This window comes from Flavobacterium gelidilacus DSM 15343, from assembly GCF_000422685.1.
GTDB classification, from domain to species: Bacteria; Bacteroidota; Bacteroidia; order Flavobacteriales; family Flavobacteriaceae; genus Flavobacterium; species Flavobacterium gelidilacus.
The window spans coordinates 1-23,036 of sequence record NZ_KE383905.1 but is presented as its reverse complement, the minus strand read 5'-3'; the positions used below and the strand labels follow the sequence as shown (position 1 = coordinate 23,036).

21 protein-coding genes are annotated in these 23,036 nt (G+C 30.4%); 10 read left to right on the top strand and 11 right to left on the bottom strand.

The genetic code is table 11. From position 1 onward, the window contains the following. The first annotated feature begins 96 nt into the window (after nucleotides 1-96). Together G507_RS0114660 and G507_RS0114655 are read left to right on the top strand one after the other, a co-directional pair. Entirely contained in the window at nucleotides 97-1,620 is a 1,524-nt protein-coding gene (locus G507_RS0114660) for a GH3 auxin-responsive promoter family protein (RefSeq protein WP_026718199.1), read from the top strand. 196 nt (nucleotides 1,621-1,816) lie between these two features. Next, nucleotides 1,817-4,318, top strand: coding sequence for an outer membrane beta-barrel family protein (locus G507_RS0114655; protein WP_026718198.1), 2,502 nt, complete (start codon nucleotides 1,817-1,819; stop codon nucleotides 4,316-4,318). Nucleotides 4,319-4,367: 49 nt separating this feature from the next. Here the strand turns inward: G507_RS0114655 and clpX are convergent, their stop codons facing one another. The 8 genes from clpX to G507_RS0114615 form a co-directional block, all read right to left on the bottom strand. Next, nucleotides 4,368-5,600 carry an ATP-dependent Clp protease ATP-binding subunit ClpX gene (gene clpX / locus G507_RS0114650; RefSeq protein ID WP_026718197.1) on the bottom strand — a complete coding sequence of 411 codons (1,233 nt, stop codon included), beginning with the start codon at nucleotides 5,598-5,600 and terminating at the stop codon, nucleotides 4,368-4,370. 49 nt (nucleotides 5,601-5,649) lie between these two features. After that, a complete protein-coding gene (clpP, locus tag G507_RS0114645; RefSeq protein ID WP_026718196.1) occupies nucleotides 5,650-6,324 on the bottom strand; it encodes an ATP-dependent Clp endopeptidase proteolytic subunit ClpP in 675 nt (224 codons plus the stop codon). 112 nt (nucleotides 6,325-6,436) lie between these two features. Next, nucleotides 6,437-7,762: a trigger factor gene (gene tig / locus G507_RS0114640; RefSeq protein WP_026718195.1), complete on the bottom strand. Its 1,326-nt coding sequence runs from the start codon at nucleotides 7,760-7,762 to the stop codon at nucleotides 6,437-6,439. 99 nt (nucleotides 7,763-7,861) lie between these two features. Then, on the bottom strand, nucleotides 7,862-8,206 hold the full coding sequence (locus G507_RS0114635) for a phage holin family protein (RefSeq protein WP_026718194.1): 345 nt from the start codon (nucleotides 8,204-8,206) through the stop codon (nucleotides 7,862-7,864). A gap of 80 nt (nucleotides 8,207-8,286) precedes the next feature. After that, a complete protein-coding gene (locus G507_RS0114630; protein ID WP_026718193.1) occupies nucleotides 8,287-9,858 on the bottom strand; it encodes an SGNH/GDSL hydrolase family protein in 1,572 nt (523 codons plus the stop codon). Nucleotides 9,859-9,876: 18 nt separating this feature from the next. Beyond that, nucleotides 9,877-11,124 (bottom strand): OmpP1/FadL family transporter, encoded by a 1,248-nt coding sequence (locus tag G507_RS0114625; protein ID WP_211218986.1) that lies wholly within the window; start codon nucleotides 11,122-11,124, stop codon nucleotides 9,877-9,879. Between the two features lie 119 nt (nucleotides 11,125-11,243). Further along, on the bottom strand, nucleotides 11,244-12,005 hold the full coding sequence (locus G507_RS0114620; protein WP_026718191.1) for an alpha/beta fold hydrolase: 762 nt from the start codon (nucleotides 12,003-12,005) through the stop codon (nucleotides 11,244-11,246). Nucleotides 12,006-12,122: 117 nt separating this feature from the next. Continuing rightward, entirely contained in the window at nucleotides 12,123-12,836 is a 714-nt protein-coding gene (locus tag G507_RS0114615; RefSeq protein ID WP_026718190.1) for a pyridoxine 5'-phosphate synthase, read from the bottom strand. An 89-nt stretch (nucleotides 12,837-12,925) separates the two neighbouring features. On the opposite strand from G507_RS0114615, the gene G507_RS0114610 reads away from it, so the two are divergent. From G507_RS0114610 to murI, 8 genes are all read left to right on the top strand, one after another. Further along, nucleotides 12,926-13,585, top strand: coding sequence for a CBS domain-containing protein (locus tag G507_RS0114610; RefSeq protein ID WP_026718189.1), 660 nt, complete (start codon nucleotides 12,926-12,928; stop codon nucleotides 13,583-13,585). Between the two features lie 2 nt (nucleotides 13,586-13,587). Then, on the top strand, nucleotides 13,588-14,472 hold the full coding sequence (locus G507_RS0114605) for an NAD kinase (protein ID WP_026718188.1): 885 nt from the start codon (nucleotides 13,588-13,590) through the stop codon (nucleotides 14,470-14,472). Between the two features lie 118 nt (nucleotides 14,473-14,590). Further along, on the top strand, nucleotides 14,591-15,283 hold the full coding sequence (gene porG / locus G507_RS0114600) for a type IX secretion system protein PorG (protein ID WP_026718187.1): 693 nt from the start codon (nucleotides 14,591-14,593) through the stop codon (nucleotides 15,281-15,283). Further along, nucleotides 15,284-16,021 (top strand): undecaprenyl pyrophosphate synthase, encoded by a 738-nt coding sequence (locus tag G507_RS0114595; protein WP_026718186.1) that lies wholly within the window; start codon nucleotides 15,284-15,286, stop codon nucleotides 16,019-16,021. It abuts the gene before it with no gap. Further along, complete coding sequence (gene bamA, locus G507_RS0114590; protein ID WP_026718185.1) at nucleotides 15,957-18,689, top strand: outer membrane protein assembly factor BamA; 2,733 nt, start codon at nucleotides 15,957-15,959, stop codon at nucleotides 18,687-18,689. The genes G507_RS0114595 and bamA overlap by 65 nt, the downstream gene beginning before the upstream one ends. A gap of 31 nt (nucleotides 18,690-18,720) precedes the next feature. Then, nucleotides 18,721-19,719: an OmpH/Skp family outer membrane protein gene (locus G507_RS0114585; RefSeq protein ID WP_026718184.1), complete on the top strand. Its 999-nt coding sequence runs from the start codon at nucleotides 18,721-18,723 to the stop codon at nucleotides 19,717-19,719. Between the two features lie 27 nt (nucleotides 19,720-19,746). Continuing rightward, nucleotides 19,747-20,259 (top strand): OmpH/Skp family outer membrane protein, encoded by a 513-nt coding sequence (locus G507_RS0114580; RefSeq protein ID WP_026718183.1) that lies wholly within the window; start codon nucleotides 19,747-19,749, stop codon nucleotides 20,257-20,259. Nucleotides 20,260-20,331: 72 nt separating this feature from the next. After that, nucleotides 20,332-21,111, top strand: coding sequence for a glutamate racemase (gene murI / locus G507_RS0114575; protein WP_026718182.1), 780 nt, complete (start codon nucleotides 20,332-20,334; stop codon nucleotides 21,109-21,111). A gap of 2 nt (nucleotides 21,112-21,113) precedes the next feature. Here the strand turns inward: murI and G507_RS0114570 are convergent, their stop codons facing one another. The 3 genes from G507_RS0114570 to G507_RS17060 form a co-directional block, all read right to left on the bottom strand. After that, nucleotides 21,114-21,632, bottom strand: a complete 519-nt coding sequence (locus tag G507_RS0114570) for a gamma carbonic anhydrase family protein (RefSeq protein ID WP_026718181.1) — start codon at nucleotides 21,630-21,632, stop codon at nucleotides 21,114-21,116. Between the two features lie 58 nt (nucleotides 21,633-21,690). Beyond that, nucleotides 21,691-22,695 carry a PorP/SprF family type IX secretion system membrane protein gene (locus G507_RS0114565; RefSeq protein ID WP_026718180.1) on the bottom strand — a complete coding sequence of 335 codons (1,005 nt, stop codon included), beginning with the start codon at nucleotides 22,693-22,695 and terminating at the stop codon, nucleotides 21,691-21,693. A gap of 6 nt (nucleotides 22,696-22,701) precedes the next feature. Next, nucleotides 22,702-23,036, bottom strand: a 335-nt coding sequence (locus G507_RS17060) for a T9SS type B sorting domain-containing protein (protein ID WP_035666390.1), incomplete at its 5' end; no start/stop codon positions are given.

Here is a 23,036-nt window from a genome sequence, read left to right as displayed (position 1 = left end):
AAGATTTTGGATTAAAGTATTATATTCAACAAAATTTGTTATTTTTGGTAAAGTTATAATTCGTATTTCGTAATTCATAATTCACAGTTTAAAAATATGGCGTTTCCGATCATAAATTCTATTGCTTCTTTTATTTTAAAAAAACGGATTCATCAAATGGAATTGTTTTTAAAATATCCGCACGAAGTACAAGAAGAGTTGCTTTTCAGTTTATTAAAACAAGCTGAAAACACTTTTATTGGAAAACAATACGAATTCAATTCTATCACAAATTACAAAACCTTTTCTGAAAGAGTTCCGGTTTCAACTTACGAAGAATTAGAACCTTTAATTGAACGAACTCGAAAAGGAGAACAAAATATTTTTTGGAATACACCTATAAAATGGTTTGCCAAATCTAGCGGAACAACTAATGCTAAAAGTAAGTTTATTCCTGTTAGTAGTGAATCTTTAGAAGGTTGTCATTACAAAGCTAGTAAAGATTTATTGTGTTTGTATTTAAACAACAATGAAGATTCTCAAATGTTTACGGGGAAAAGTCTTCGTCTAGGAGGAAGCAAGCAATTGTATGAAGATAACAATACTTTTTTTGGAGATTTATCGGCTATTTTAATTGACAATATGCCTATTTGGGCTGAATTTAGTTCAACACCAAGCAGTACAATTTCATTAATGGGTGATTGGGAAAACAAAATGCCAGCCATAATTAATGAAACGATAAATGAAAATGTAACTAGTTTAGCTGGAGTTCCTAGTTGGATGATGGTTTTACTAAACAAAACACTGGAACAAACTGGAAAACAAAATATGTTGGACATTTGGCCAAACGCTGAAGTTTATTTTCATGGCGGTGTAAATTTTGATCCTTACAGAGAACAATATAAAAAGCTGTTTCCAAAAGACAATTTTCAGTACTACGAAATCTACAATGCCTCGGAAGGATTTTTTGCCTTACAAGATTTAAATAATTCTAACGATTTGTTATTAATGTTAGATTACGGAATATTTTATGAATTTATTCCAATGGATACTTTTGGACAACCAACTCAAAGAATTATTCGATTAAATGAAGTTGAATTAAACAAAAATTACGCAGTTGTAATTACGACAAATTCAGGTTTATGGCGTTATATGATTGGTGATACAATTAGATTCACAAGTTTAAATCCTTATCGAATTAGAGTAACAGGAAGAACAAAACATCATTTAAATGTTTTTGGTGAAGAGTTGATGGTTGAGAATACCGAAATGGCTTTAACAGCTACTTGTAAAGAATTAAATTGTGAAATTATAGATTACACTGTTGCACCAATTTTCATGAAAGATAAAAAACAAGGGGCTCATGAATGGATGGTTGAGTTTAAAAAACTACCCGAAAACATGGTGACTTTTGGCGAAGTTTTGGATAGAAACCTTCAAAGTTTAAATTCAGATTATGAAGCTAAACGCCACAATAACATGACATTAAATCCGTTAGTATTAAATGTAGCTAAAACTGGTTTATTTTATGATTGGCTAAAAGAAAATGATAAATTAGGTGGTCAACATAAAATTCCAAGACTTTCTAACGACCGAAATTATATGGAACAATTATTGCGAATGCAATTTGTGAATGTTTAAAAAATCTATTATGAAAAAAATAATTGCTTTATTCTTACTTACTTTATTTTTAGTTTCATGCTCTAGTACACCAAGATATGGTTGTAATCCTAGAAGATGTGATGTAAGCCAGGTTCAACAATAAAATAAAAAAGTTTTGTAACATTTTTGATATTGATTAGTCTTATAAACAATCATCAATCAAATCAAAAATCAAATGAAACTAATTAAAAAGACATTTAATCGAAAATGTTCTAGCACTGCTGCATTTTCAAGTTCTATTCAGAAACTTACTTTAACTGCATTGTTTTTATTCAGCAATTTCATATTTGCGCAAGAAACTTCAAAAACAATTACTGTTAAATCTTCCAACGAAAAAGTTCAATGTAGTAATGACACTACAGATCGTTTTTACACATTAGAAAGAAAACTTAACAACGAAGTTCTTTACAACAAATACTTCAATAAAATTGGTTGTGAGTTTACTATTACTGAAAATTTAGAACCAGGAAATTATACGCTAACAATTTTTACTTACGAATACGACCAAGAAGTTATTGCATTTGAAATTACTGCAAACAGCAAATCAATTACGCTAAACGATGTAGTTCTTGTAGAAAAATTAAACACATTGAAAGAAGTTGTACTTACTGATAGAAAAAAATACATTAAAGTTGAATCCGACAAAACCACAATTAATGTAAAAGATAACCCTTTGGTTAGTTCTGGAACAGCTTTAGATGCGATTAAAAAAATGCCTGGAGTAGTTGCTTCGCCAACTGGTGGATTTTCTTTAAATGGAAAACCAATTGTCATTTATATCGACGATGCTCCAAATTCTTTAAGTGGAAATGATTTAAAAAATTACCTTTCTTCACTTCCTGCAAAAGCCATTGACAATATTGAATTAATTTACAATCCTGGAGCTGCGTTTGATGCTAATGCTAGTGGTTCAGTAATAAATTTAGTTACAAGTTCTGTTCGTTTAAAAGGAATAAATGCTAATTTCAATATCAATTATAATTTCAACAAATACCAAAAACCAAGTCCACAAATTCTTTTAAACGGAAAAGAAAAAAACTTGAGCTGGCAAACTATGATTGGTTATAACTATATAGATAGCGAACAAAAATCGGAAAATGGTCAAACTTTTACTTCCTTTAATCCAAGTGAAACTATTATACAAGAACGACTGACTTTTTCTACCAATCGTAATTTTTATTCAAGAATTGGGACAAATTATAAGCTCTCCAAAAAATCAAATTTATTATTGAATTACAATGCTACTTTAAGCAATAATAGAAATGAATTTGATGCACAAACTTATGGATCAAGCATTCCAGATTATTTTAACGAAGGAATTTCTAAAAACAAATCAAGCAATCACGAAGTTAGTTTGCAATACAAAACTAAACTTGATACACTTGGAAGAAAGTTAGACATTATTGGGTTTTCTAATGTATTTTCAAACAATCCAAATTCGTTTTCAAAAGCTACAGAGAATAATACAAATAGTACTTTCATCACAAAGAATAACTTTGATTTATTAAATTATTATTTAAAATATGACTTCACAATTCCATTTCAAAAGTATAATTTCACCTTAACTACTGGTGGAAAATTCAATCACTTGGATGTAAATAATATTGGAAAATACAATTTAAACAACCCTATAACAAGTAATATTGATTTTGATTATAAGGAATCTAACTTAGCTTTTTATACTGAAGCTAGAAAGAAAATTAATAAATTTAATTTCACTTTAGGACTGCGTTTAGAAGATTTTAATATTAATAGAACTGGAATAGTTGAAAACACTGCTAGTAAAGTTGAATTTTCGAACACTAATTTATTTCCAAATGTAAGTGCATTGTATCAATTGAGTGAAGAAATAAACATTTCCTCTTCTTATGCGAGAAAAATTAGACAGCCTAATTACAATACTTTAGATCCAAACGGAAGTAGTTTTGATCAATATAACACTTCTGGTGGTAATTTACTTTTAAATCCAGTATTTTTTGACAATTATGATTTTAAAATCACGGCTTTAGATTATGTGCAAGTTGGAACAAATTATAGTGTTGCCAAAGATCAAAATTTCTTTGTTTTTAGTGCAGAACCAAATGAATTAGTTAGTTCAAACACTTTTAGACAATTTGACCGTGTTAAGACTTTTAGTGCCTATGCTAACTTCCCAATTCCATTAGATTATTTCTTTAAAGGAAAAGACGTTTTTATGGAACGTTTGAACAATATTGACCGAATGAATTACATATATTTAAGTGTAAATTATATCAAAACAACCATTGAAGGTTATGAATTTCCATTTAAACAAAAACCTATTTGGAATTATGCAGCTGAAGCTCAAATCTTATTGCCTTGGGATATTAGAAACAGCATGACTTACTATATTTTACCTCCAGGAAATTGGGAAATCTATGATGTCACAAAACCTATTCAGCAGTTTGATATTTCGTTCCAAAAAGAATTTTTAGATAAAAAATTAAAAGTCGGAATTCATGCTATTGATTTGTTCAATCAAAATAGTATAACTGCTCAAATTGCTGCACCAAACTTAAACACTAATTTCTATGAAAAGAATGATAGTAGAGTTTTTAGAATTTCGTTAAGCTACAATTTCGGAAATCTTAAATTAGATAAAGAAAACACAAACATTGAAACTGAGAAAGTTAAAAGTGGTGGCGGATTTGTGAAATAAGAAATCAAAAAAAATCCCGATCTAAAATTTAAATCGGGATTTTTAATTTTTATGAAACAGCTTTCAATCGCTGCAATAAATTTTTATTTAAACTTTGCTCTGCATATTCTTTAGTCACTAGTAGTGTTTTATCTTCAGAACCTGGCAAATCAAACATAGCATCTGTTAAAATAGCTTCACATAAAGAACGCAAACCTCTTGCTCCTAGCTTATATTCCAAAGCTTTTGAAACAATAAATTCCAAAGCACCTTCTTCAACTTCTAATGCAACATCATCCATTTCAAACAATTTTTTATATTGTTTTACTAATGCGTTTTTAGGTTCAGTCAGAATGCTTCTCAAAGTTGCTGCGTCTAATGGATCCATATGAGTAAGAACTGGCAAACGACCAATAATTTCTGGAATCAAGCCAAAATCTTTTACATCTTTAGGAATAATATATTGCAATAGGTTCTCTTTATCAACATTATCTGTGTTGATAGAAGAACTATACCCAACGGCTTGATGATTTAATCGTTTTGAAATTACACGTTCAATTCCGTCAAAAGCACCACCTGCAATAAATAAAATATTTTGAGTATTTACCTCAACGAATTTTTGGTCTGGATGCTTTCTTCCTCCTTTTGGTGGCACATTTACAACTGTTCCTTCTAAAAGTTTCAACAAAGCCTGTTGAACACCTTCTCCAGAAACATCTCTTGTAATAGACGGGTTGTCACTCTTGCGAGCAATTTTATCAATCTCATCAATAAAAACGATTCCTCTTTCTGCTTTTTCAACATCATAATCCGCTGCTTGAAGCAAACGCGTTAAAATACTTTCAACATCTTCTCCTACATAACCCGCTTCCGTTAAAACTGTAGCGTCAACAATAGCTAAAGGAACATTTAACATTCTAGCAATAGTTTTAGCCACTAGTGTTTTTCCTGTTCCAGTTCTTCCAACCATTAAGATGTTACTTTTTTCAATTTCAACATCATCTTCTGATGGCTTTTGCATTAATCTTTTGTAGTGATTATATACAGCAACACTCATGACTCTTTTAGTTTGATCTTGTCCAATAACATAATCATCCAAAAATGCTTTTATTTCCCTTGGTTTATGCAATACTAAATCTGATAACAATTCTGATTTACCAGTTTGTTTGATTTCTTCAATTACAATTCCGTGAGCTTGTTCAATACATCTATCACAAATATGTGCATCGATACCAGCAATTAATAAATTAGTTTCTGGCTTTTTTCTTCCACAAAATGAACATTCTAATACTTCTTTTGCCATTTTTTTTAATTTAGATTTTAGAATTTAAAACTTCTAAAATCTGATTTTTTTATTTTCTTTCTAATACTTCATCAATCATACCATATTCTTTAGCTTCAGCAGCAACCATCCAATAATCACGTTCTGAGTCTTTATACACTTTATCAAAATCTTGTTTTGAATGTTGTGCAATAATATGATATAATTCGTCTTTTAATTTCAACATTTCACGCAAGTTAATTTCCATATCAGAAGCCACTCCAGAAGAACCACCACTTGGTTGGTGAATCATTACACGTGAATGAGGCAATGCACTTCTTTTTCCATCTGCACCTGCACACAATAAAACAGCTCCCATTGAAGCAGCCATTCCTGTACAAATTGTAGCTACGTCTGGTTTAATAAATTGCATAGTATCATAAATTCCTAATCCAGCATAAACGCTTCCACCAGGTGAGTTGATATATATTTGAATATCTTTAGAAGCATCAGTACTTTCTAAAAACAATAATTGTGCTTGAACGATGTTAGCAATTTGATCATCAACACCTGTTCCTAAAAAGATAATTCTATCCATCATTAAACGTGAAAAAACGTCTAATTGAGAAACATTTAATTGACGCTCTTCCATAATGTAAGGTGTCATTCCTGTTGGTGTGATTTGTTTTACGATTTTATCATAATACAAATTATTTATTCCTTGATGCTTTGTCGCAAACTTTCTAAATTCTTTTCCGTAGTTCATATTATTATTGAATAATTAAATTAAAGTTAAAACAGATTCTGAGATTAATTCAGAATAAAAAACGCCAAACAAAAAAGTTTGACGTTCAAAGATAATTATTTTTTATGAGAAATTATTCTCCGTACATTTCTTTAATAAAGTCTTGGTAAGAAACTTCTTTTGTTTTAGCAGGAACTTTCTCTTTGTAAAGATTAATCATTTTTTCGCTCATAATTTGTTCAGACAAACGTTTGATTTCATCTTGGTTTGATAAAACTCTAGCAACAACTCCGTCAACCTCTTCGTCAGTTGGATTAACTTGACCAAATTGAGCCATTTGTTTTTTGATTAAACTAGCAGTAAATGTTTTTAAATCTTCAAAAGTTGTTTGAAGTTTGTTTTCAACGATAACTTTTCCTTCAATCAATTGGTAACGTAATCCTTTTTCTGATTTTTCGTATTCTTCTTCAGCTTGTTCTGCCGTTAAAGGATTTTCACCAGCATTTTGAATCCATTTTTTCAGGAAAGCTGCTGGTAAATCAAATTTAGTGTTCTCAATTAAAGACTCCGTAACATCATTTAAGTATTTTTGATCGGCTTGTTGTGTAAATTGACCTTCAGCGTCTTCTTTAATTTTTGCTTTTAATTCTTCAACTGATTTTACATTTCCTTCTCCAAATAATTTATCAAATAATTCTTGGTTTAATTCTGCTAATTCAGTTGCGTTGATTTCTTCAATTGTAAAGTTTACATCAACATCTAAACCATGAACATCTTCATGAGAAACTTTTAAATAATCCATTAATTTATGGTCATCATCAAAAAGTCCTTTTGTATTTAAGACAACTACATCCCCAACTTTTTTTCCGATAAATGCTTTTGCAGTTTTTTTATCTTTAAAGATATCTAAAGCAAAAGTTGCTCTGTTTTCAATTCCTTTTTCCTCATTAGAGAAAGTTCCTGAAACGTCAAAACCTTCTTCAAGTTTATCTTTAGGCATTAATTTACCATATTGTTTCTGAATTCTTTCTATTTGCTCTTTCAACATAGCTTCATCCGCTATAATTATATATTGAGTTACATTAGTTTTTGAAGTTAAATCGACTTTAAAATCAGGAGCTAATCCTAATTCAAATTCAAATTTGAAATCTTCTTTATCCCAATCAAAATCTTCTGTTACTTTTGGAAGAGGATTTCCTAAAATATCTAATTTTTCTTTAACAAGGTAGTCGTTTAAAGACTTTTGTAAAAACTTATTTACTTCATCTAACAAAACTGCTTTACCGTATTGCTTTTGAATAACACTCATTGGCACAGCACCTTTTCTGAATCCTGGGATATTTGAGTTTTTTCTATAATCTTCTAAAATTTTAGCTACTTTATCTGAATAATCTCCTTTTGTAACTGCTACAGTTACTATTGCATTTAATGCATCAACGTTCTCTCTTGTAATGTTCATTTTTACTTTTTTTTCCTAATAAAATTGGGTTGCAAAATTATAAAAATTTTGCAACCCAAACAAGTTTTTAATTAATTGAAATTCATAGACATAAAAACTTTAGCTTTTCTCTACGAAAATATTATTCAGAATAGACTGACCTAATGACAATAGCAAACTAAATAACAAGGCATACCAAAAACCTGAAACTCCAAATCCGTCGATAAGCTTATCACAAATTAAAATTATTACAGCATTAATTACTAATAGAAAAAGTCCTAGAGTTATAATTGTAACAGGAATTGTAAGAAATATCAATATTGGTTTTAAAAATGTGTTTAATAGTGCTAAGACAACTGCAACAATTAAAGCAGTTGTAAAACTATCAACAGCAATACCCGGTAAAAAATGTGCTAATACAAAAACTACTACCGTAGAGATCAAAAGCCTAATAAGTAAATTCATAAGTATATTATTTAATTTTAAAGATAAAAAAAGACACCAAAAATGGTGCCCTTTTTAAAATATATATTTTTTTAAATCTTTTAATTTGTAGCCACTACATTAATTCCAGGGAAATAAGAAGGGTTTAAAAACGGCATGTTAGATTTGTAATGAGCGTTAATTACCTTAATAATTTCATTAGCAATAACAGCATAACCTCTTGAGTTTGGGTGAACACCATCTAGAGAAAACAATACTTTATTTTCTGTAGCAGCACCACTAAAATAATTTGCAGTATAGATTTGACCGTTAACCGAACGTAAACCGTTTACCAAAACACCTAAAATAGCATTCATATCTGCAACTGCAAGATTTTTAGAAGCTGCAATAGATTTAATAGCTGCATTATATGCATTAGTTGCATTTGCAATTGCTAATTGCTCTGAAGGAATTAAGATATGTTGATCTTGAAGTGGATAAGTAACTCCATATTTATCTAAAGGAGCAGGTACACCTGTAGGAGCAGTTCCTATAACTCCACTAGTTGTTAACAACACTAAGTCATCTGCAGTAGCTTGACGTGCTTGACCAAAAACACTTCCATAAAAAGCAGCAGTTGCAGCCCCTAGTGTAGGTGTGAAAGCAGCAGTCAATTGAGCTGATAAATTTGTTAAAGACTCATCTTTGATTAGCAAAGGATTTCCAGCTGTAGCACTCAACAAGTTAATTCTTGAACCTGCACCGAAAGCTGTTAAAGCTTGTTTTAATGGCCCATATAATTGAGCATTTAACGCAGTAATATTTGATGCTCCACCAACTGCTGCTGCAGTTACAGGATTATAAGGAACTGTTGTAAAGAAAGGAATAGAAGTTACACTTGGAATAGTAGCAACTACACCTTTAGCACCATTTTGAGATAAACCCGTCACAGCACCAAAAGCAGGACTTGTTCCTCCGTTAACGATTAAACTATAAACTCCAGCAAAAACCGTTGGATCAGTGATATCGTTTGGTCCATATGTTTGAGGATTAAAGTTCCCTGTTTGATCTACTCCAACTCCACCAGTAGTTGCATATGACAATACATCATTTGCTCCTATCCAGTTTGTAAAAAATGTTGGATTTTTAGTCATTGCGTCTCCTAATACAGTTGCTGTATTTGATGTTGCATGTCTCACATAGTAAGGATTTGCTGCAGGAAAATTTGCAGGATTACCATAGCCAGGAACTAATAAATGAAACGATTTAGCTCCAGGAACACCCATATTATTATATGCTGTAGCTTGTGGAGTTAATGTAATGGTAGAAGTTCCAGCGATGTTTTCTGGAGCACTTGTTGCAAAGTTAATTACTCTACGAGTACCAAACCCAGGAATCCCAGAGATTCCTCCTAAATTATTCACATCTTCTTCATAAGAAGGTTGCGTAAAAACACCACCACCAACAGTTGCAAATTGTTGTGACAATAAATTTGGAAAGGAATTTGCCTGACCACTTTTATACATTGTCCCATCCATGTAACCAGCTGTTAATGAGTTTCCAACAGCAACATAAGAAGAAAAATCTGCTTCTCCAGCTGTATAATTTGCATCTACTGCATTTTCAAATTCTGGTTCACAAGAAACTAATCCTGCCATTGCCAAAACTGATAAGTATATAAATTTATTTTTCATTTTTATTAAAATTTTTGATTAGAAGCTGTAAGTTACACCTACGCCTGGTGAAAAAACTGACGATTTATAAGTACCTCCGAAATCAGGGTTTGCAGTACCAGAAACAGGATCAGTAGAATAATCATATGAATTGTCTATTTCGTCAAAATGCAAATACAATAACGATAAGTCAATTCCGAATTTTGGATTTAACTGATAAGTCAAACCTCCTGTATATCCCATAGATTCATTTCTTGGTGTTTCAGGTGCAAAATAACCGTTTTGTACTGGACTTTCGTCAAAATACCAACCTGCTCTGAAAGTAAATTTATCATTGGCAACATATTGAGTACCTACTCTATATGTACTGGTGTTTTTATAGTTTCTTGGATTTATTGACTCTGTTCCATTTCCGAATTTCACATCCAAATCAGTGTAAACGTTCCACATAGTATAGTTATAGTCAAAAGCAACTAACCATTTATCAGTAACTTGATAAGACAAACCTGAAGTAATTTCAGCTGGCAACGGTAAGTCAGCATTAAAAGTTGTGTTAGGAATTTGGTTAAAATCTGGTAAATCTGCATAAGTTGCATCACCATCTCTTGCCTCCATGATTATTTCTGATCGGTAGTTAAACCCTAATCTTAATTTACTAGTTGGATTAAACATAAAACCTACATTATAACCCCACGCTGTAATTCCAGTTGAATCTAATGTTACATCAGAACCACTTCCATTAGCAGATAATAAAGGATTTAATGATAAGTTTCTATTAAAATTTACTGAACCAGTAGCTAAAATTGGTCCTCCACCAAAACTAAATTCATCTCCTACTCTTATAGAAAAAGTTGGCTGAATAAAAATAGCTTTTAAATCAATATTATTTACCAAATGTGCCCCTTGCCAATCTTGATCCCATTCCACTGAACTTCCATAAGGAGTATAAACAGCCAAACCAGCAGTTAACCAATCCGTTACTTTATAAGTAGCATAAACATTAAATGGAGTCCCAACATTGTCGGAAGAAGCTTTCCAATTATACTCTGAATTTTGAAATCTTGTTTTAGAAAACAATGCACTTCCACCAACTGACAAATTAAATTTATCTTTTAGATAAGCCATCCCTGCAGGATTAAAAAAAGCTGTTTCAGCACTATTTACTATAGCAACACCAGTATGCCCCATAGCTAATTGTTTTTGTCCTTGGATACTTACTCTATATCCTCCTGCAAAAACAGTAGAGCTAGCCAAAGCAAAAATTGTTAAAGAAAGTAATTTTCTCATAATTAAATTTAAGTTAGTTTTTTGAATTTGTTAAAATCAATACCTCAAAATTAATACAAATTATGAATTTTACAATTTTTTTAACAAAAAAATTATGCATGCATAATAAATTTGCCTTTTTATTTAAGGAAATTTATGGTTTCAGCATAAAAATCCTTAGGGTTTTCAGCATGTAACCAATGTCCCGCATTTGAAATTGTTACAATTTTTACATCTGGAAAATGATAACGAATAGTTTCAAAATCAGAATCTAAAATATAATTTGAATTTGAACCTCTTAAAAACAAAGTAGGTTTTTCAAATGTATTATCGATTGGCAAAGCTTTACCTATTTCTTCTATTTTTTTATTAAAAACAGCTAAGTTAAATCTAAAGGCTAATTGTTCCTTTTCTTTCCAATATAGACTTTTTAACAAGAATTGCCTTGTGCCAAAATCTGTAATATAATTGGAAACAATTTCTTCTACCTCACTTCTGCTTGGTTGTTTAGAAAAATCTACTGCATTTAATCCTTCTAAAATAGGCTGATGATGTTGTGGATAAAACTTGGGTCCAATATCCGCAATTATTAGTTTTTCAACTAAATCTGGAAATAAAGTCGCTAAAAGCATGGCCGTTTTTCCACCCATTGAATGACCAAGTAAAATAATGTTTTCTAGCTTATGAAAATCACAGTATTCTTTTACATCATTTGCCATTAATTCATAACTAAAATCGTCTGAATGAAAACTTTTTCCGTGATTCCTTAGGTCTAACATGTGAACTTGAAATCCATCTTCTGCAAATTGAGAACCTAAAGTTTTCCAATTGTCTGACATGCCCAAAAACCCATGAAGAATTACAAATGGTTTTCCATTACCTTCTATTCGTGAATTTAATATCATTATTTTATTTTTTATCGATTGTGCGTTAAGGATTGTAGCGGCATCCTTTTTTGAAAAAAAAGATATAGCGAAAAGCCTGACCTCGTTTTTTTCTAACGAGGTAACGCCCAAAAATTATTTCATTTTATTAAGATACATGTTAACTACATTGTCAAAACCTAAATACAAAGATTCTGCAACTAAAGCGTGACCAATTGAAACTTCCAATAAATCTGGAATATTTTGTTTAAAAAACTGAATATTATCTAAACTTAAATCGTGACCTGCATTAATTCCTAAACCTAATTCATTCGCCCTTAAAGCAGATTCAACATAAGGTTCAATTCCTTTTTTGTTTCCTAAACCATATTGATGCGCAAATGCTTCTGTGTACAATTCGATTCTATCGGCACCAGTTTCTTTTGCTCCTTCTATCATTTCAATAGTTGGATCGACGAAAATTGAAGTACGAATTCCATTGTTTTTAAATTCCTGAATAATTTCTTTTAGAAAATCTTTGTGTTTAATTGTGTTCCAGCCAGCATTTGAAGTTAAAGCATCATCCGCATCTGGAACCAAAGTAACTTGAGTTGGTTTGATTTCTAAAACCATATTCATAAATTTCTTTACAGGATTTCCTTCAATATTATATTCGGTGTAAACTACATTTTTTAAATCGTAAGCATCTTGATATTTGATATGTCGTTCATCTGGTCTAGGATGAATAGTGATTCCTTGTGCACCAAATTGTTGTAAATCTTTAGCAACTTGAAGTAAATTTGGTACATTTCCACCTCGAGAATTTCTTAAAGTTGCAATTTTATTAATATTAACTGATAACTTTGTCATAACTTTGTTTTTTAACTTGTACAAAAATACAAAGTCTAATAGGTTTAGTCTTGTATTTTTTGATTATTTTGCAAAAGAAATTAAACTATATGCACAATTTAACAAATTACATAAATTTTGACATTAAACCTCTAAAAACAACTCAAACTATTGCAGATGCCCAAGATTTGTTTTTAGAAATACCTTATTCACATTTTCCAGTGACTGAGAACAATGTGTATGTTGGTTGTCTTAGAAAAGAAGACGCTGAAGTTCTCAATGAAAACACATTGATTAGTGAAAACAAATTTGACTTTGAACGTTTTTTTGTGCGAGACACAATGATTTGGCTCGATGTTTTAGAAGAATTTGCCAAGAATGAATGCAATATCATGCCTGTTTTAAATGTAAAAAACGCATATATTGGTTATTATGAAATAGAAGATGTTATTAAATTTTTTCAGGATAGTCCGTTTTTAAAAGAAGAAGGAGGAATAATTGTGGTTCAAAAACCTAAATCTGATTATTCAATTAGTCAAATAAGTCAAATTGTTGAAGGAAATGGCGGTAAACTTTTAGGTTTATTTATTTCAAACATCAATGATCAATTAGTTGAAGTAACGCTGAAAATTTCTCAAAGTTATATGAACGAAATCCTTCAAGGATTTAGAAGATATGAATATGTAATTATATCTGAACATCAAGAAGATTCCTATTTAGAGAATTTAAAAGAGCGCTCAGATTATTTAGACAAATACCTAAATATTTAATAATGAAAATAGCTTTATTTGGAAAACACTACCAAAGCGACACCATTGAAATAATTTGTCAGGTTATTGATGTTCTAGAGAAAAATGGAGCAGAAATTTGTATTGAAAAAAAATACTATGATTCTATAAAAGAAGAGTTTGAATTATTAAATGAATATGAAACTTTTAAAAAACATGATGATTTAAATGAATCAATAGATTTTCTAATCAGTATTGGTGGTGATGGTACAATTTTAAGAGCAGCAACTTTAGTTAGAGACAAAAATATTCCAATTGTTGGTGTAAATGCTGGTAGATTAGGTTTTTTAGCAACCGTTCAAGTAGAGAACATTAATACTTTTTTACCCAAATTGTTTACTAACGATTTTAAAATTTCAAAAAGAACATTGATTAGTTTAAAATGTTCTCCTCCAAATGAAGATTTAAGAGATATTAATTTTGCATTAAATGAAGTCACAGTTTCAAGAAAAGACACAACTTCGATGATTACCATTGAGACTTTTTTAAATGAAGAATATTTAAATTCATATTGGGCAGACGGCTTAATTATTGCAACTCCAACAGGCTCGACAGGTTATTCTCTAAGTTGTGGTGGACCTGTATTAATGCCAGAAAATTCTAGTTTTGTAATTACTCCGATTGCTCCTCATAACCTAACAGCTAGACCTTTGGTCATTCCGGATAACATTGAGATTAGATTAAACATTTCTGGAAGAGAAGATCAATTTTTAGTTTCATTAGATTCGAGAATTACAACAGTAACAAAAGAAACTTCTTTAACAATAAAAAAAGCTCCTTTCGAAATCAAAATGGTTGATTTTTTTGAAGAAGGTTTCTTAAAAACTATACGAAAAAAACTACTTTGGGGTGAAGATAAAAGAAATTAAAACTCTTTTAGACCTATAATATATTACTTTCCGATTTTTTGCGTTACTAATATTGAGTAAAAAGTTGCTTCTTTATGAAGTTAAAACATCAATATTGTTATATTTGCAATCTGAAAAAATGAAAAAACTAGCTTTAATTATATTATTTACAGCATTTAGTACTACTTCCAAAGCACAAATACATGAGGTTGGTGTGTTTCTTGGAGGCACAAATTATGTTGGTGATGTAGGTAAAACTACATACATCGACCCAAATGAGGTTGCTTTTGGTTTTATTTACAAATGGAACAAGAGTATTAGACACTCTTATAGATTTAGTTACATGCAAGGAGGAATTAAAGGAAATGATTTAGACTCCAAAGTTCCAAGTAGGAATTTAAGAGAATATAGTTTTACAAATACCATTAAAGAGGTTTCGGCCGGAATTGAATTTAATTTTTTTCCGTTTGATTTACATCAATTTGATATGCAATATACCCCTTATGTTTTTACGGGTGTAAATTATTTTTGGCATAATAATTTTGAAAGTGACAATATTAATGCTGGAAAAGGATTTGATTCTGGAAGATCATTTTCTATTCCAATGGTTTTAGGTTTTAAAGCAAGAGTTGCTCATTCTTTTATTATAGGAATAGAAGCTGGAGCGAGATATACTTTATCTGACAATTTAGACGGAAGCAATTCCCCAAACGACAATTATGAAAGTATTCGTTTTGGAAATTTAAATAGTAATGATTGGTATATGTTTACTGGAGCAACATTAACCTATACGTTTGGTGAAAACCCATGTTTTTGCCCACAAGGAAAATAAATGAATTATTTAGAACAAATAAACGACAAAAGACTTCCCAACCATTTAGCAATTATAATGGATGGAAATGGTCGTTGGGCTAAACAAAAAGGGTTCCTAAGAGCAATAGGTCATGAAAACGGATCAAAATCTGTAAAGGTCACTGTTGAATCTTGTGCCAAGTTAGGAATTCCAAACCTTACACTATATGCCTTTTCAACAGAAAACTGGAATAGACCAAAATTAGAAGTAGACACATTAATGAAATTATTAATTTCTTCCTTGAAAAAAGAAGAAGCTACATTAATGAATAACAATATAAAACTTAATGCAATTGGTAATTTAACAACCTTACCAAAAAAAGTTTTCAAAGAACTGCAAGAAGTAATAGAAAAAACAAAGAATAACAATAGAATGACATTGACTTTAGCTTTAAGCTATGGATCTAGAGAAGAAATCATTCAAGTTGTTAAAAATATTAGCAATAAAGTTAAAAATAATATAATTTCTGAATCAGCTATTGACGAATCAATTATTAATGAGCATCTTTACACGCATAATTTACCAGATGTAGATTTAGTAATCAGAACAAGTGGCGAACATAGGATCAGTAATTTTTTGTTATGGCAAATAGCCTATGCCGAATTTTACTTTACCGATGTATTATGGCCTGATTTTACAGAAAACAATTTGTATGAAGCAATTATTAGTTACCAAAAAAGAGAACGTAGATTTGGAAAAACAAGTGAACAATTATAAAAGAAATTCTCTTTTAAACAAAAATATCAAGTACAGCGCGATATTATTTTTATTTTTAGGCCTATTCAAAATTTCTGCACAAGAAAGTGATTTTGAAAATGGTAAATCTTATATTTTAGCAGATATAGAAGTTACAGGAAAAGTAAATTATAACCCTCAGACTATAATCACATTTGCTGGTTTGGAAAAAGGGCAAAGTATAATTGTACCAGGTGAAGAAATTAGTACTGCTATCAAAAAGTTATGGAAACTAGGATATTTCAATGATATTAATGTTTATGTTAATAAAATTCAAAATGATAGTATTTATTTAGAATTAAACATCAACGAATTACCAAAACTTGCTGATGTAAAAATAACAGGAGTTAAAAAAGGAAAAAAAGAAGAACTAATTAAAGACAACGATCTTAAAAAAGGAAAAATTGTCAATGAAAACCTTATTACTACAACAAAAAATTACATTCAAAATAAGTACAAAAAAGATGGTTTTTACAATACAAAAGTAATTGTAAATACATTTCCAGACTCAACAGATACAAATGTTGATTTACTTATTAAAATAGATAAAGGTGAAAAAGTAAAAATCAAGAAGATAAATTTTGAAGGAAATGAGCAGTTTTCTGATAAAAAATTAAGAAAAGCCTTTAAAAACACCAAACAACAAAATCCAATTAGAATATTTAAAGCTTCAAAATTCATAAAAGAAAAATATGAAGAAGACTTAACAAGTGTTATTACTAAATACAAAGAAAAAGGATACAGAGATGCTAGAATCATTAGTGACACTGTAACCTATAATAAAGATAAAAACAAATTATTTATTGATGTAAAATTAGAAGAAGGAAGAAAATATTACTTTGGTGATATTCGATTCTTAGGTAATACAATTTACACAGAAGAATATTTGAGAAGAATGATAAGCATCAATAGAGGTGATGTATATAATGGTGTTTTGCTTCAAAAAAGAATTGAAGACAAAACAAATCCTGATGCAGAAGACATTACAAACCTATACCAAAACAATGGTTATTTATTTTCAAACATCAACACAGTTGAAGTTAAAACAGAAAATGATACTATTGATTTTGAAATAAGAATAAGTGAAGGTCCTTTAGCTTATTTTAATAAAATAACAGTTGTTGGAAACGAAAAAACTAACGACCATGTCATTTACAGAGAAATTCTAACAAAACCAGGAAAAAAATATAGTAAAGATGCTTTAATTAGAACCATAAGAGAACTTGGCCAACTAGGCTTTTTTGATCCAGAAGCAATTGATCCTAAATTTAAAAATGTGGATGCAGCAGCTGGAACAGTTGATATTGAATATAACGTTGTAGAAAAGGGAGCTAGTCAGATTCAACTACAAGGTGGTTATGGTGGTGGTGGTTTTATTGGAACTTTAGGATTATCATTCAATAACTTTTCTATCAGAAATATTTTCAACAAAGAAGCATACAAACCTTTACCAATGGGAGACGGACAAAAAATGTCTCTTAATTTACAAGCAAGTTCATATTTTAGAACCTATAGTTTAAGTTTTCAAGAGCCTTGGTATGGAGGAAAGAAACCTGTTAGTTTCTCTACTTCATTATCTCAAAGTAAACAATTTTTATACAACTATTCTACTAGAGATGTAGACAAATCGCAAAGTTTTACAATTACATCGTTGTCAGTAGGTATAGCAAAAAGGCTTACTGTTCCTGATGATTATTTTACGCTTTCTCAAGCAGTATCTTTTCAATATTACAAACTTAACAATTATAATTCTGGATTATTTACCTTCGGAAATGGTGCATCTAGAAATTTAGCATACACTATCGGATTAAGCAGAAATAGTAAGGGTATAAATCCTATTTATCCAACTTATGGATCAGAATTTAGTGTTTCTGCAAAATTCACACCACCTTATTCGCTTATAAATGGTGTTGATTATGCTAATTTAGGAGATTTAGCAGAAAACAAGTATGTTTATGACGGATTAGGATATATATATACTGATGATTCTGGGGCAGAAGTTTTAGTAAACAATGGAGATCTTTTAACTGAATTACCTTCAACTTCAAATCCTACTCCATCTAAAGCATACACAACTGAAGATGCTGTTGCAGATCCTGCCAAAGTAGACCAAATAAAATACAAATGGTTAGAGTACTATAAAGTTAAGTTTAAAGCAGATTGGTATACTAAAATTTACGATAAATTAGTATTACGTTCGCTAGGAGAATTTGGTTTTATGGGAGCATATAATCAAGATAGAGGCTTAGTACCATTTGAACGTTTTTACTTAGGAGGAGACGGACTTGCGAACTATTCTTTAGATGGTAGAGAAACAATTCAATTACGTGGATATCCAAATAATTCATTATCTTCGAATGATGGAGGTACTATTTACAATAAATTTTCGTTAGAGTTAAGATATCCTATTACTTTAAAAGCTAGTGCTTCTATATATGCATTAACATTTTTAGAGGCTGGAGCTGCATTTAATGATTTCAAATCTTACAATCCTTTTAGCGTTCAACGTTCAGCTGGAGTTGGTTTGAGAGTGTTTATGCCAGCTTTTGGTTTATTAGGAATAGATTTTGCACATGGATTTGATGCAATTCCAGGTGCAACGCAAAAAAGCGGATGGCAAACACACTTTATTATAGGTCAACAGTTTTAATTTTTGACTTAAATAATTTAAATATAGTAATATGAAAAAAATAGTTTTATTATTTTTATTTTTAAGTACAACAATTGCTTTTTCTCAATCTAGAGGAATAAGAATTGGCTTTATTGATATGGAATATATTCTTGAAAAAGTTCCAAATTATGCTGAAGCCAAAAACCAACTAGAAATTAAAGCTCAAAAATGGAAACAAGAAATTGAAGCCAAAAAAAATGAAATAAATAAGTTAAAAGAAGATTTAAAAATAGAAAGACCTCTTTTAACTAAAGAATTAATCGAAGAAAGAGAAGAAGAAATAAATTACCTTGATACTGAATTATTAGAATACCAACAAAATAGATTTGGACCTAAAGGAGATTTAATTATACAAAAATCCGTACTTGTAAAACCAATTCAAGACCAAGTTTTTACAATTATTCAAGACATAGCTGAACAAAAAAAATACGATTTTATATTTGACAAATCTTCAGATATGACAATGCTTTTTGCAGCGCAACGTTATGACATCAGTGACCAAGTTGTTCGGCAACTAGTTAGAGCTGAAAAAAGAGAACAGCTAACATCTAAACAATTAAAAGAACAAGAATCTAGAGATGCTCTAGAAGATATGCAAGATGAAAACCCTGAAATGGCAGCACGTCAAAAAGCATTGGATGAAAAAAGAGCAGCTCGTGAAAAATTGATTGAAGACAAGAAAGCAGCCTATGAAGCAAGAAAAAAAGAAGCGGCTGATAGAAGACAAAAATTAATTGAAGAAAGGGAAGCTAAAAAAAATGGCACGTTAATTGAAGAAGATAATAAAACAACAACTGGTGATGATAAGACTGCAACAGAAGGAGATAAAAAAACTTCAACCGAAGCAGACAAGTTAACTCCAGAAGAAGTAAGACAAAAAGCTTTAGACGATCGAAATAAAAAAATAGAAGATCGAAAAAAAGCAGCTGAAGACAGAAGAGCTAAAATTTTAGAAGAAAGAGAAGCTGCCAAGGCAAAAAAAGAAGAAGAAAATAAAACCGGAGAATAAGAATAAATTAAAATTAAACACAAAACAATGAAACAATTAAAATCAATTTTTATCGCAGTAGCATTTTTAGTTAGTGCACAATTTGTAACTGCTCAAACAAAACTAGCGCATATTGATGTAAGTGAACTAATGACTAATATGCCTGCAATGAAGACCGCTCAAGCTCAACTTGAGAAAATTCAAAAATCTTACGATGGCGAGTATAACACTATGGTACAAGAATATCAAACTAAAATGAAAAAATACCAAGGTGATGCTGAAACTAATGCAGTATCTGATGCAATTAATGAAACAAGAGCAAAAGAAATGCAAGACATGGCTGGACGTATTCAAGGATACAGAGAAACAGCTACAAAAGAATTACAACAAAAAGAATTAGACCTTGTAAAACCAATTATGGAAAAAGCGCAACAAGCAATCCAAAAAGTGGCACGTGCAAAAGGTTATGAATATGTATTGGATGCTTCTAACGGAAGTGGAGTCTTAATGGCAGACGGTCCAAACTTATTAGCTGAAGTTAAAAAAGAATTAGGTTTCTAATAAAAACTCTATTAAAAAATTAAAAACTGCATTATGGTAAAACATATTGCGGTTTTTTTTTATTTTTGAGGTATGAAAAAAAATAATCCCATTGGTCTTTTTGATTCTGGAATAGGTGGAACTTCAATTTGGAAAGAAATTAACAAACTTCTTCCTTTAGAAAATTCTATATATCTAGCAGATAGCAAAAATGCTCCTTATGGGTTAAAAAGTAAAGACGAAATTATTGTTTTAAGTAAAAAAAATACCGAAATATTATTAAATAGAAATTGTAAAATTATTGTTGTTGCCTGTAATACAGCCACTACAAATGCAATTAAAGAGTTAAGATCAACGTATGATGTCCCATTTATAGGAATTGAGCCTGCTATCAAGCCTGCTGCTAATAATTCTCTAACACATACTATTGGAATTTTAGCCACAAAAGGAACGCTTAATAGCGATCTGTTTCATAAAACTTCATCCTTATTCGAAAATGTAAAGATCGTTGAACAAATAGGCTATGGATTAGTTCAATTAATAGAAAACGGAGACATTGACACGCCAGAAATGTTTAATCTATTAAAAAGCTATTTAAATCCAATGATTGAACAAAATATAGATTTTTTAGTTTTAGGATGTAGTCATTATCCTTATTTGATTCCTCAAATTAAAAAAATTCTTCCTTCTAAAATAAAAATAATTGATTCTGGTGAAGCTGTCGCTATACAAACCAAAAAGATTTTAAATCAGAATGGCTTATTGAACAATTCTAACACGGAAATTAAAAATACTTTTTTCACAAATTCTAATCCAAAGGTCTTAACCGAAATTTTAAATAACCAATACAAAGTTATTGAAGAAGATTTTTAACCTTATTCTTCGTTTTTAAACCACCCAGAATACATTACATAATTATTCGAGATACGTTCTATTTCACCAGCAAAATCGCTTTGATCAATATCTTTTACTTTCTTGGCAGGAACACCAGCATAAATACAACCTGATTTTATAATAGTATTTTGAGTTACAACCGCTCCAGCTGCAACGATTGAATTACTTTCAACCACACAATTATCCATAACTATTGCTCCCATACCTATTAAAACATTATCATGAATTGTACAACCATGCACAATTGCATTATGTCCTATTGAAACATTATTCCCAATTATTGTTGGGTGTTTTTGATAAGTACAATGAATAATAGCTCCATCTTGAATGTTTACTTTATTTCCGATTTTAATAAAATTAACATCGCCTCTAATTACAGCATTAAACCAAACACTGCATTTTTCACCAAAAGAAACATCACCAACAATTGTAGCATTTTCAGCTACATAGCAATCAGAAGGAATATTAGGTGTTTTACCGTTTATTGTTTTTATTATCATGTCAAAAAAAATCCCGTTCATAATAATAAACGGGACTATATATTTTAATAAATTAAATTTAGTTTACAGCAGGACAGTTACAATCAAATCTACTGTTTTTACAGAAGATATCTAGTCCTAAAGTAATTTGATGAAACCCTCCTTTATCAAATTTAACATTACCTGTTAAATGTGAATAAGTATAAGCAAACATAAATTTCTTATAATTTAAACCTAAAATTGGTGTTATGTATTGTAGTTTTTGTTCACCTACACTTGTTCCGTCAACATAGTTTGCACCATCAAAACTTCTTCTATAAGACAATCCAGCCCATACTCTACCAAAATCTAAATTTTTATAAAGTTTTAAGTTTAAATCAATTGTTTTTTCTTTTGTTTGATCTACTAATTGAAATAATGTTGAAGGCTCTAATAATAGGCCATTATCTCCAACATTAAATACATAACCAACACTCCATAGATATTTTCTCAAATTGTCTGTTTCAATATCTGTATACAATTCTCTCTTACTAGCTATAACATTTTTAACTGTAAAGTGAGTATATAGATCTAGATAGAAATAAGAAGCACCTAAGTCTACATTAAAATAAGAATCCTTTTGAACTATTCCTCCATTTACAATTGGATCATACGAAGGGTTTGACAAATAGAATGAAGTTTCATCTAAGTTACTTTGAATTAAACCTGCGTTCATACCAAATGATAATTGATTTAGATCTAAAGTACTTCTTGAGAATCTCAAATGATGTGCGTAACTTAATTTCGCTCCTGTTTGTGTATGATAACCGTTTCTATCGTTAAAAACTATTGCTCCTATTCCTGAACGCTCTCCTACCGAAGTATTAAAACTCAATGTCTGTAAAGCAGGTGCTTCATCTTGACCAAACCATTGTTGACGAGCTGTCATTCTAACTTTGCCACAATCTGCTGCTCCTGCCATTGACGGATGCAACAAATAAAGGTTATCTGATAGATAATCAGAATAAACTGCAATTCCTTCTTGTGAGAATGAAAATTGTGTAATAAACACTAATAATAGTAGGTATCCTCTTTTAAAATTCATAATATATTATCGTTTTAATGAAAAGTGAGCTTTAAATTGTTTTGGTATTAATATACCGTTTGTTGTAATTTCATAAAAATCTACCGTGAACCAATAATCCGTTGCTGGTAGTGGTTGTCCGTTAAATGTTCCGTTCCAACCTCCGCTATCTAATGGACTAATTTGTTTCAATAATTTTCCGTAGCGGTCAAAGATATAAATTTTTGCGGTTTCTTGACCATTTAATCCTCTAATATTCCATGTGTCATTTATTCCATCGCCATTTGGTGTAAAGAAATGTGGATAATTAATCACTTGAACTCCCACTGTCTCATCTCCAGCACATGGATTTGGTGTCTTAA

What these genes read in the sequence shown, in the direction of transcription:
- clpP (WP_026718196.1), bottom strand. Translation starts at nt 6,324, where the DNA reads ATGAACTACGGAAAAGAATTTAGAAAGTTTGCGACAAAGCATCAAGGA.
- G507_RS0114580 (WP_026718183.1), top strand. Translation starts at nt 19,747, where the DNA reads ATGAAACAATTAAAATCAATTTTTATCGCAGTAGCATTTTTAGTTAGT.
- G507_RS0114615 (WP_026718190.1), bottom strand. Translation starts at nt 12,836, where the DNA reads ATGACAAAGTTATCAGTTAATATTAATAAAATTGCAACTTTAAGAAAT.
- G507_RS0114605 (WP_026718188.1), top strand. Translation starts at nt 13,588, where the DNA reads ATGAAAATAGCTTTATTTGGAAAACACTACCAAAGCGACACCATTGAA.
- G507_RS0114635 (WP_026718194.1), bottom strand. Translation starts at nt 8,206, where the DNA reads ATGAATTTACTTATTAGGCTTTTGATCTCTACGGTAGTAGTTTTTGTA.
- G507_RS0114585 (WP_026718184.1), top strand. Translation starts at nt 18,721, where the DNA reads ATGAAAAAAATAGTTTTATTATTTTTATTTTTAAGTACAACAATTGCT.
- murI (WP_026718182.1), top strand. Translation starts at nt 20,332, where the DNA reads ATGAAAAAAAATAATCCCATTGGTCTTTTTGATTCTGGAATAGGTGGA.
- tig (WP_026718195.1), bottom strand. Translation starts at nt 7,762, where the DNA reads ATGAACATTACAAGAGAGAACGTTGATGCATTAAATGCAATAGTAACT.
- G507_RS0114570 (WP_026718181.1), bottom strand. Translation starts at nt 21,632, where the DNA reads ATGATAATAAAAACAATAAACGGTAAAACACCTAATATTCCTTCTGAT.
- G507_RS0114660 (WP_026718199.1), top strand. Translation starts at nt 97, where the DNA reads ATGGCGTTTCCGATCATAAATTCTATTGCTTCTTTTATTTTAAAAAAA.
- clpX (WP_026718197.1), bottom strand. Translation starts at nt 5,600, where the DNA reads ATGGCAAAAGAAGTATTAGAATGTTCATTTTGTGGAAGAAAAAAGCCA.
- bamA (WP_026718185.1), top strand. Translation starts at nt 15,957, where the DNA reads ATGAAGCAATTATTAGTTACCAAAAAAGAGAACGTAGATTTGGAAAAA.
- porG (WP_026718187.1), top strand. Translation starts at nt 14,591, where the DNA reads ATGAAAAAACTAGCTTTAATTATATTATTTACAGCATTTAGTACTACT.
- G507_RS0114625 (WP_211218986.1), bottom strand. Translation starts at nt 11,124, where the DNA reads ATGAGAAAATTACTTTCTTTAACAATTTTTGCTTTGGCTAGCTCTACT.
- G507_RS0114630 (WP_026718193.1), bottom strand. Translation starts at nt 9,858, where the DNA reads ATGAAAAATAAATTTATATACTTATCAGTTTTGGCAATGGCAGGATTA.
- G507_RS0114595 (WP_026718186.1), top strand. Translation starts at nt 15,284, where the DNA reads ATGAATTATTTAGAACAAATAAACGACAAAAGACTTCCCAACCATTTA.
- G507_RS0114655 (WP_026718198.1), top strand. Translation starts at nt 1,817, where the DNA reads ATGAAACTAATTAAAAAGACATTTAATCGAAAATGTTCTAGCACTGCT.
- G507_RS0114610 (WP_026718189.1), top strand. Translation starts at nt 12,926, where the DNA reads ATGCACAATTTAACAAATTACATAAATTTTGACATTAAACCTCTAAAA.
- G507_RS0114565 (WP_026718180.1), bottom strand. Translation starts at nt 22,695, where the DNA reads ATGAATTTTAAAAGAGGATACCTACTATTATTAGTGTTTATTACACAA.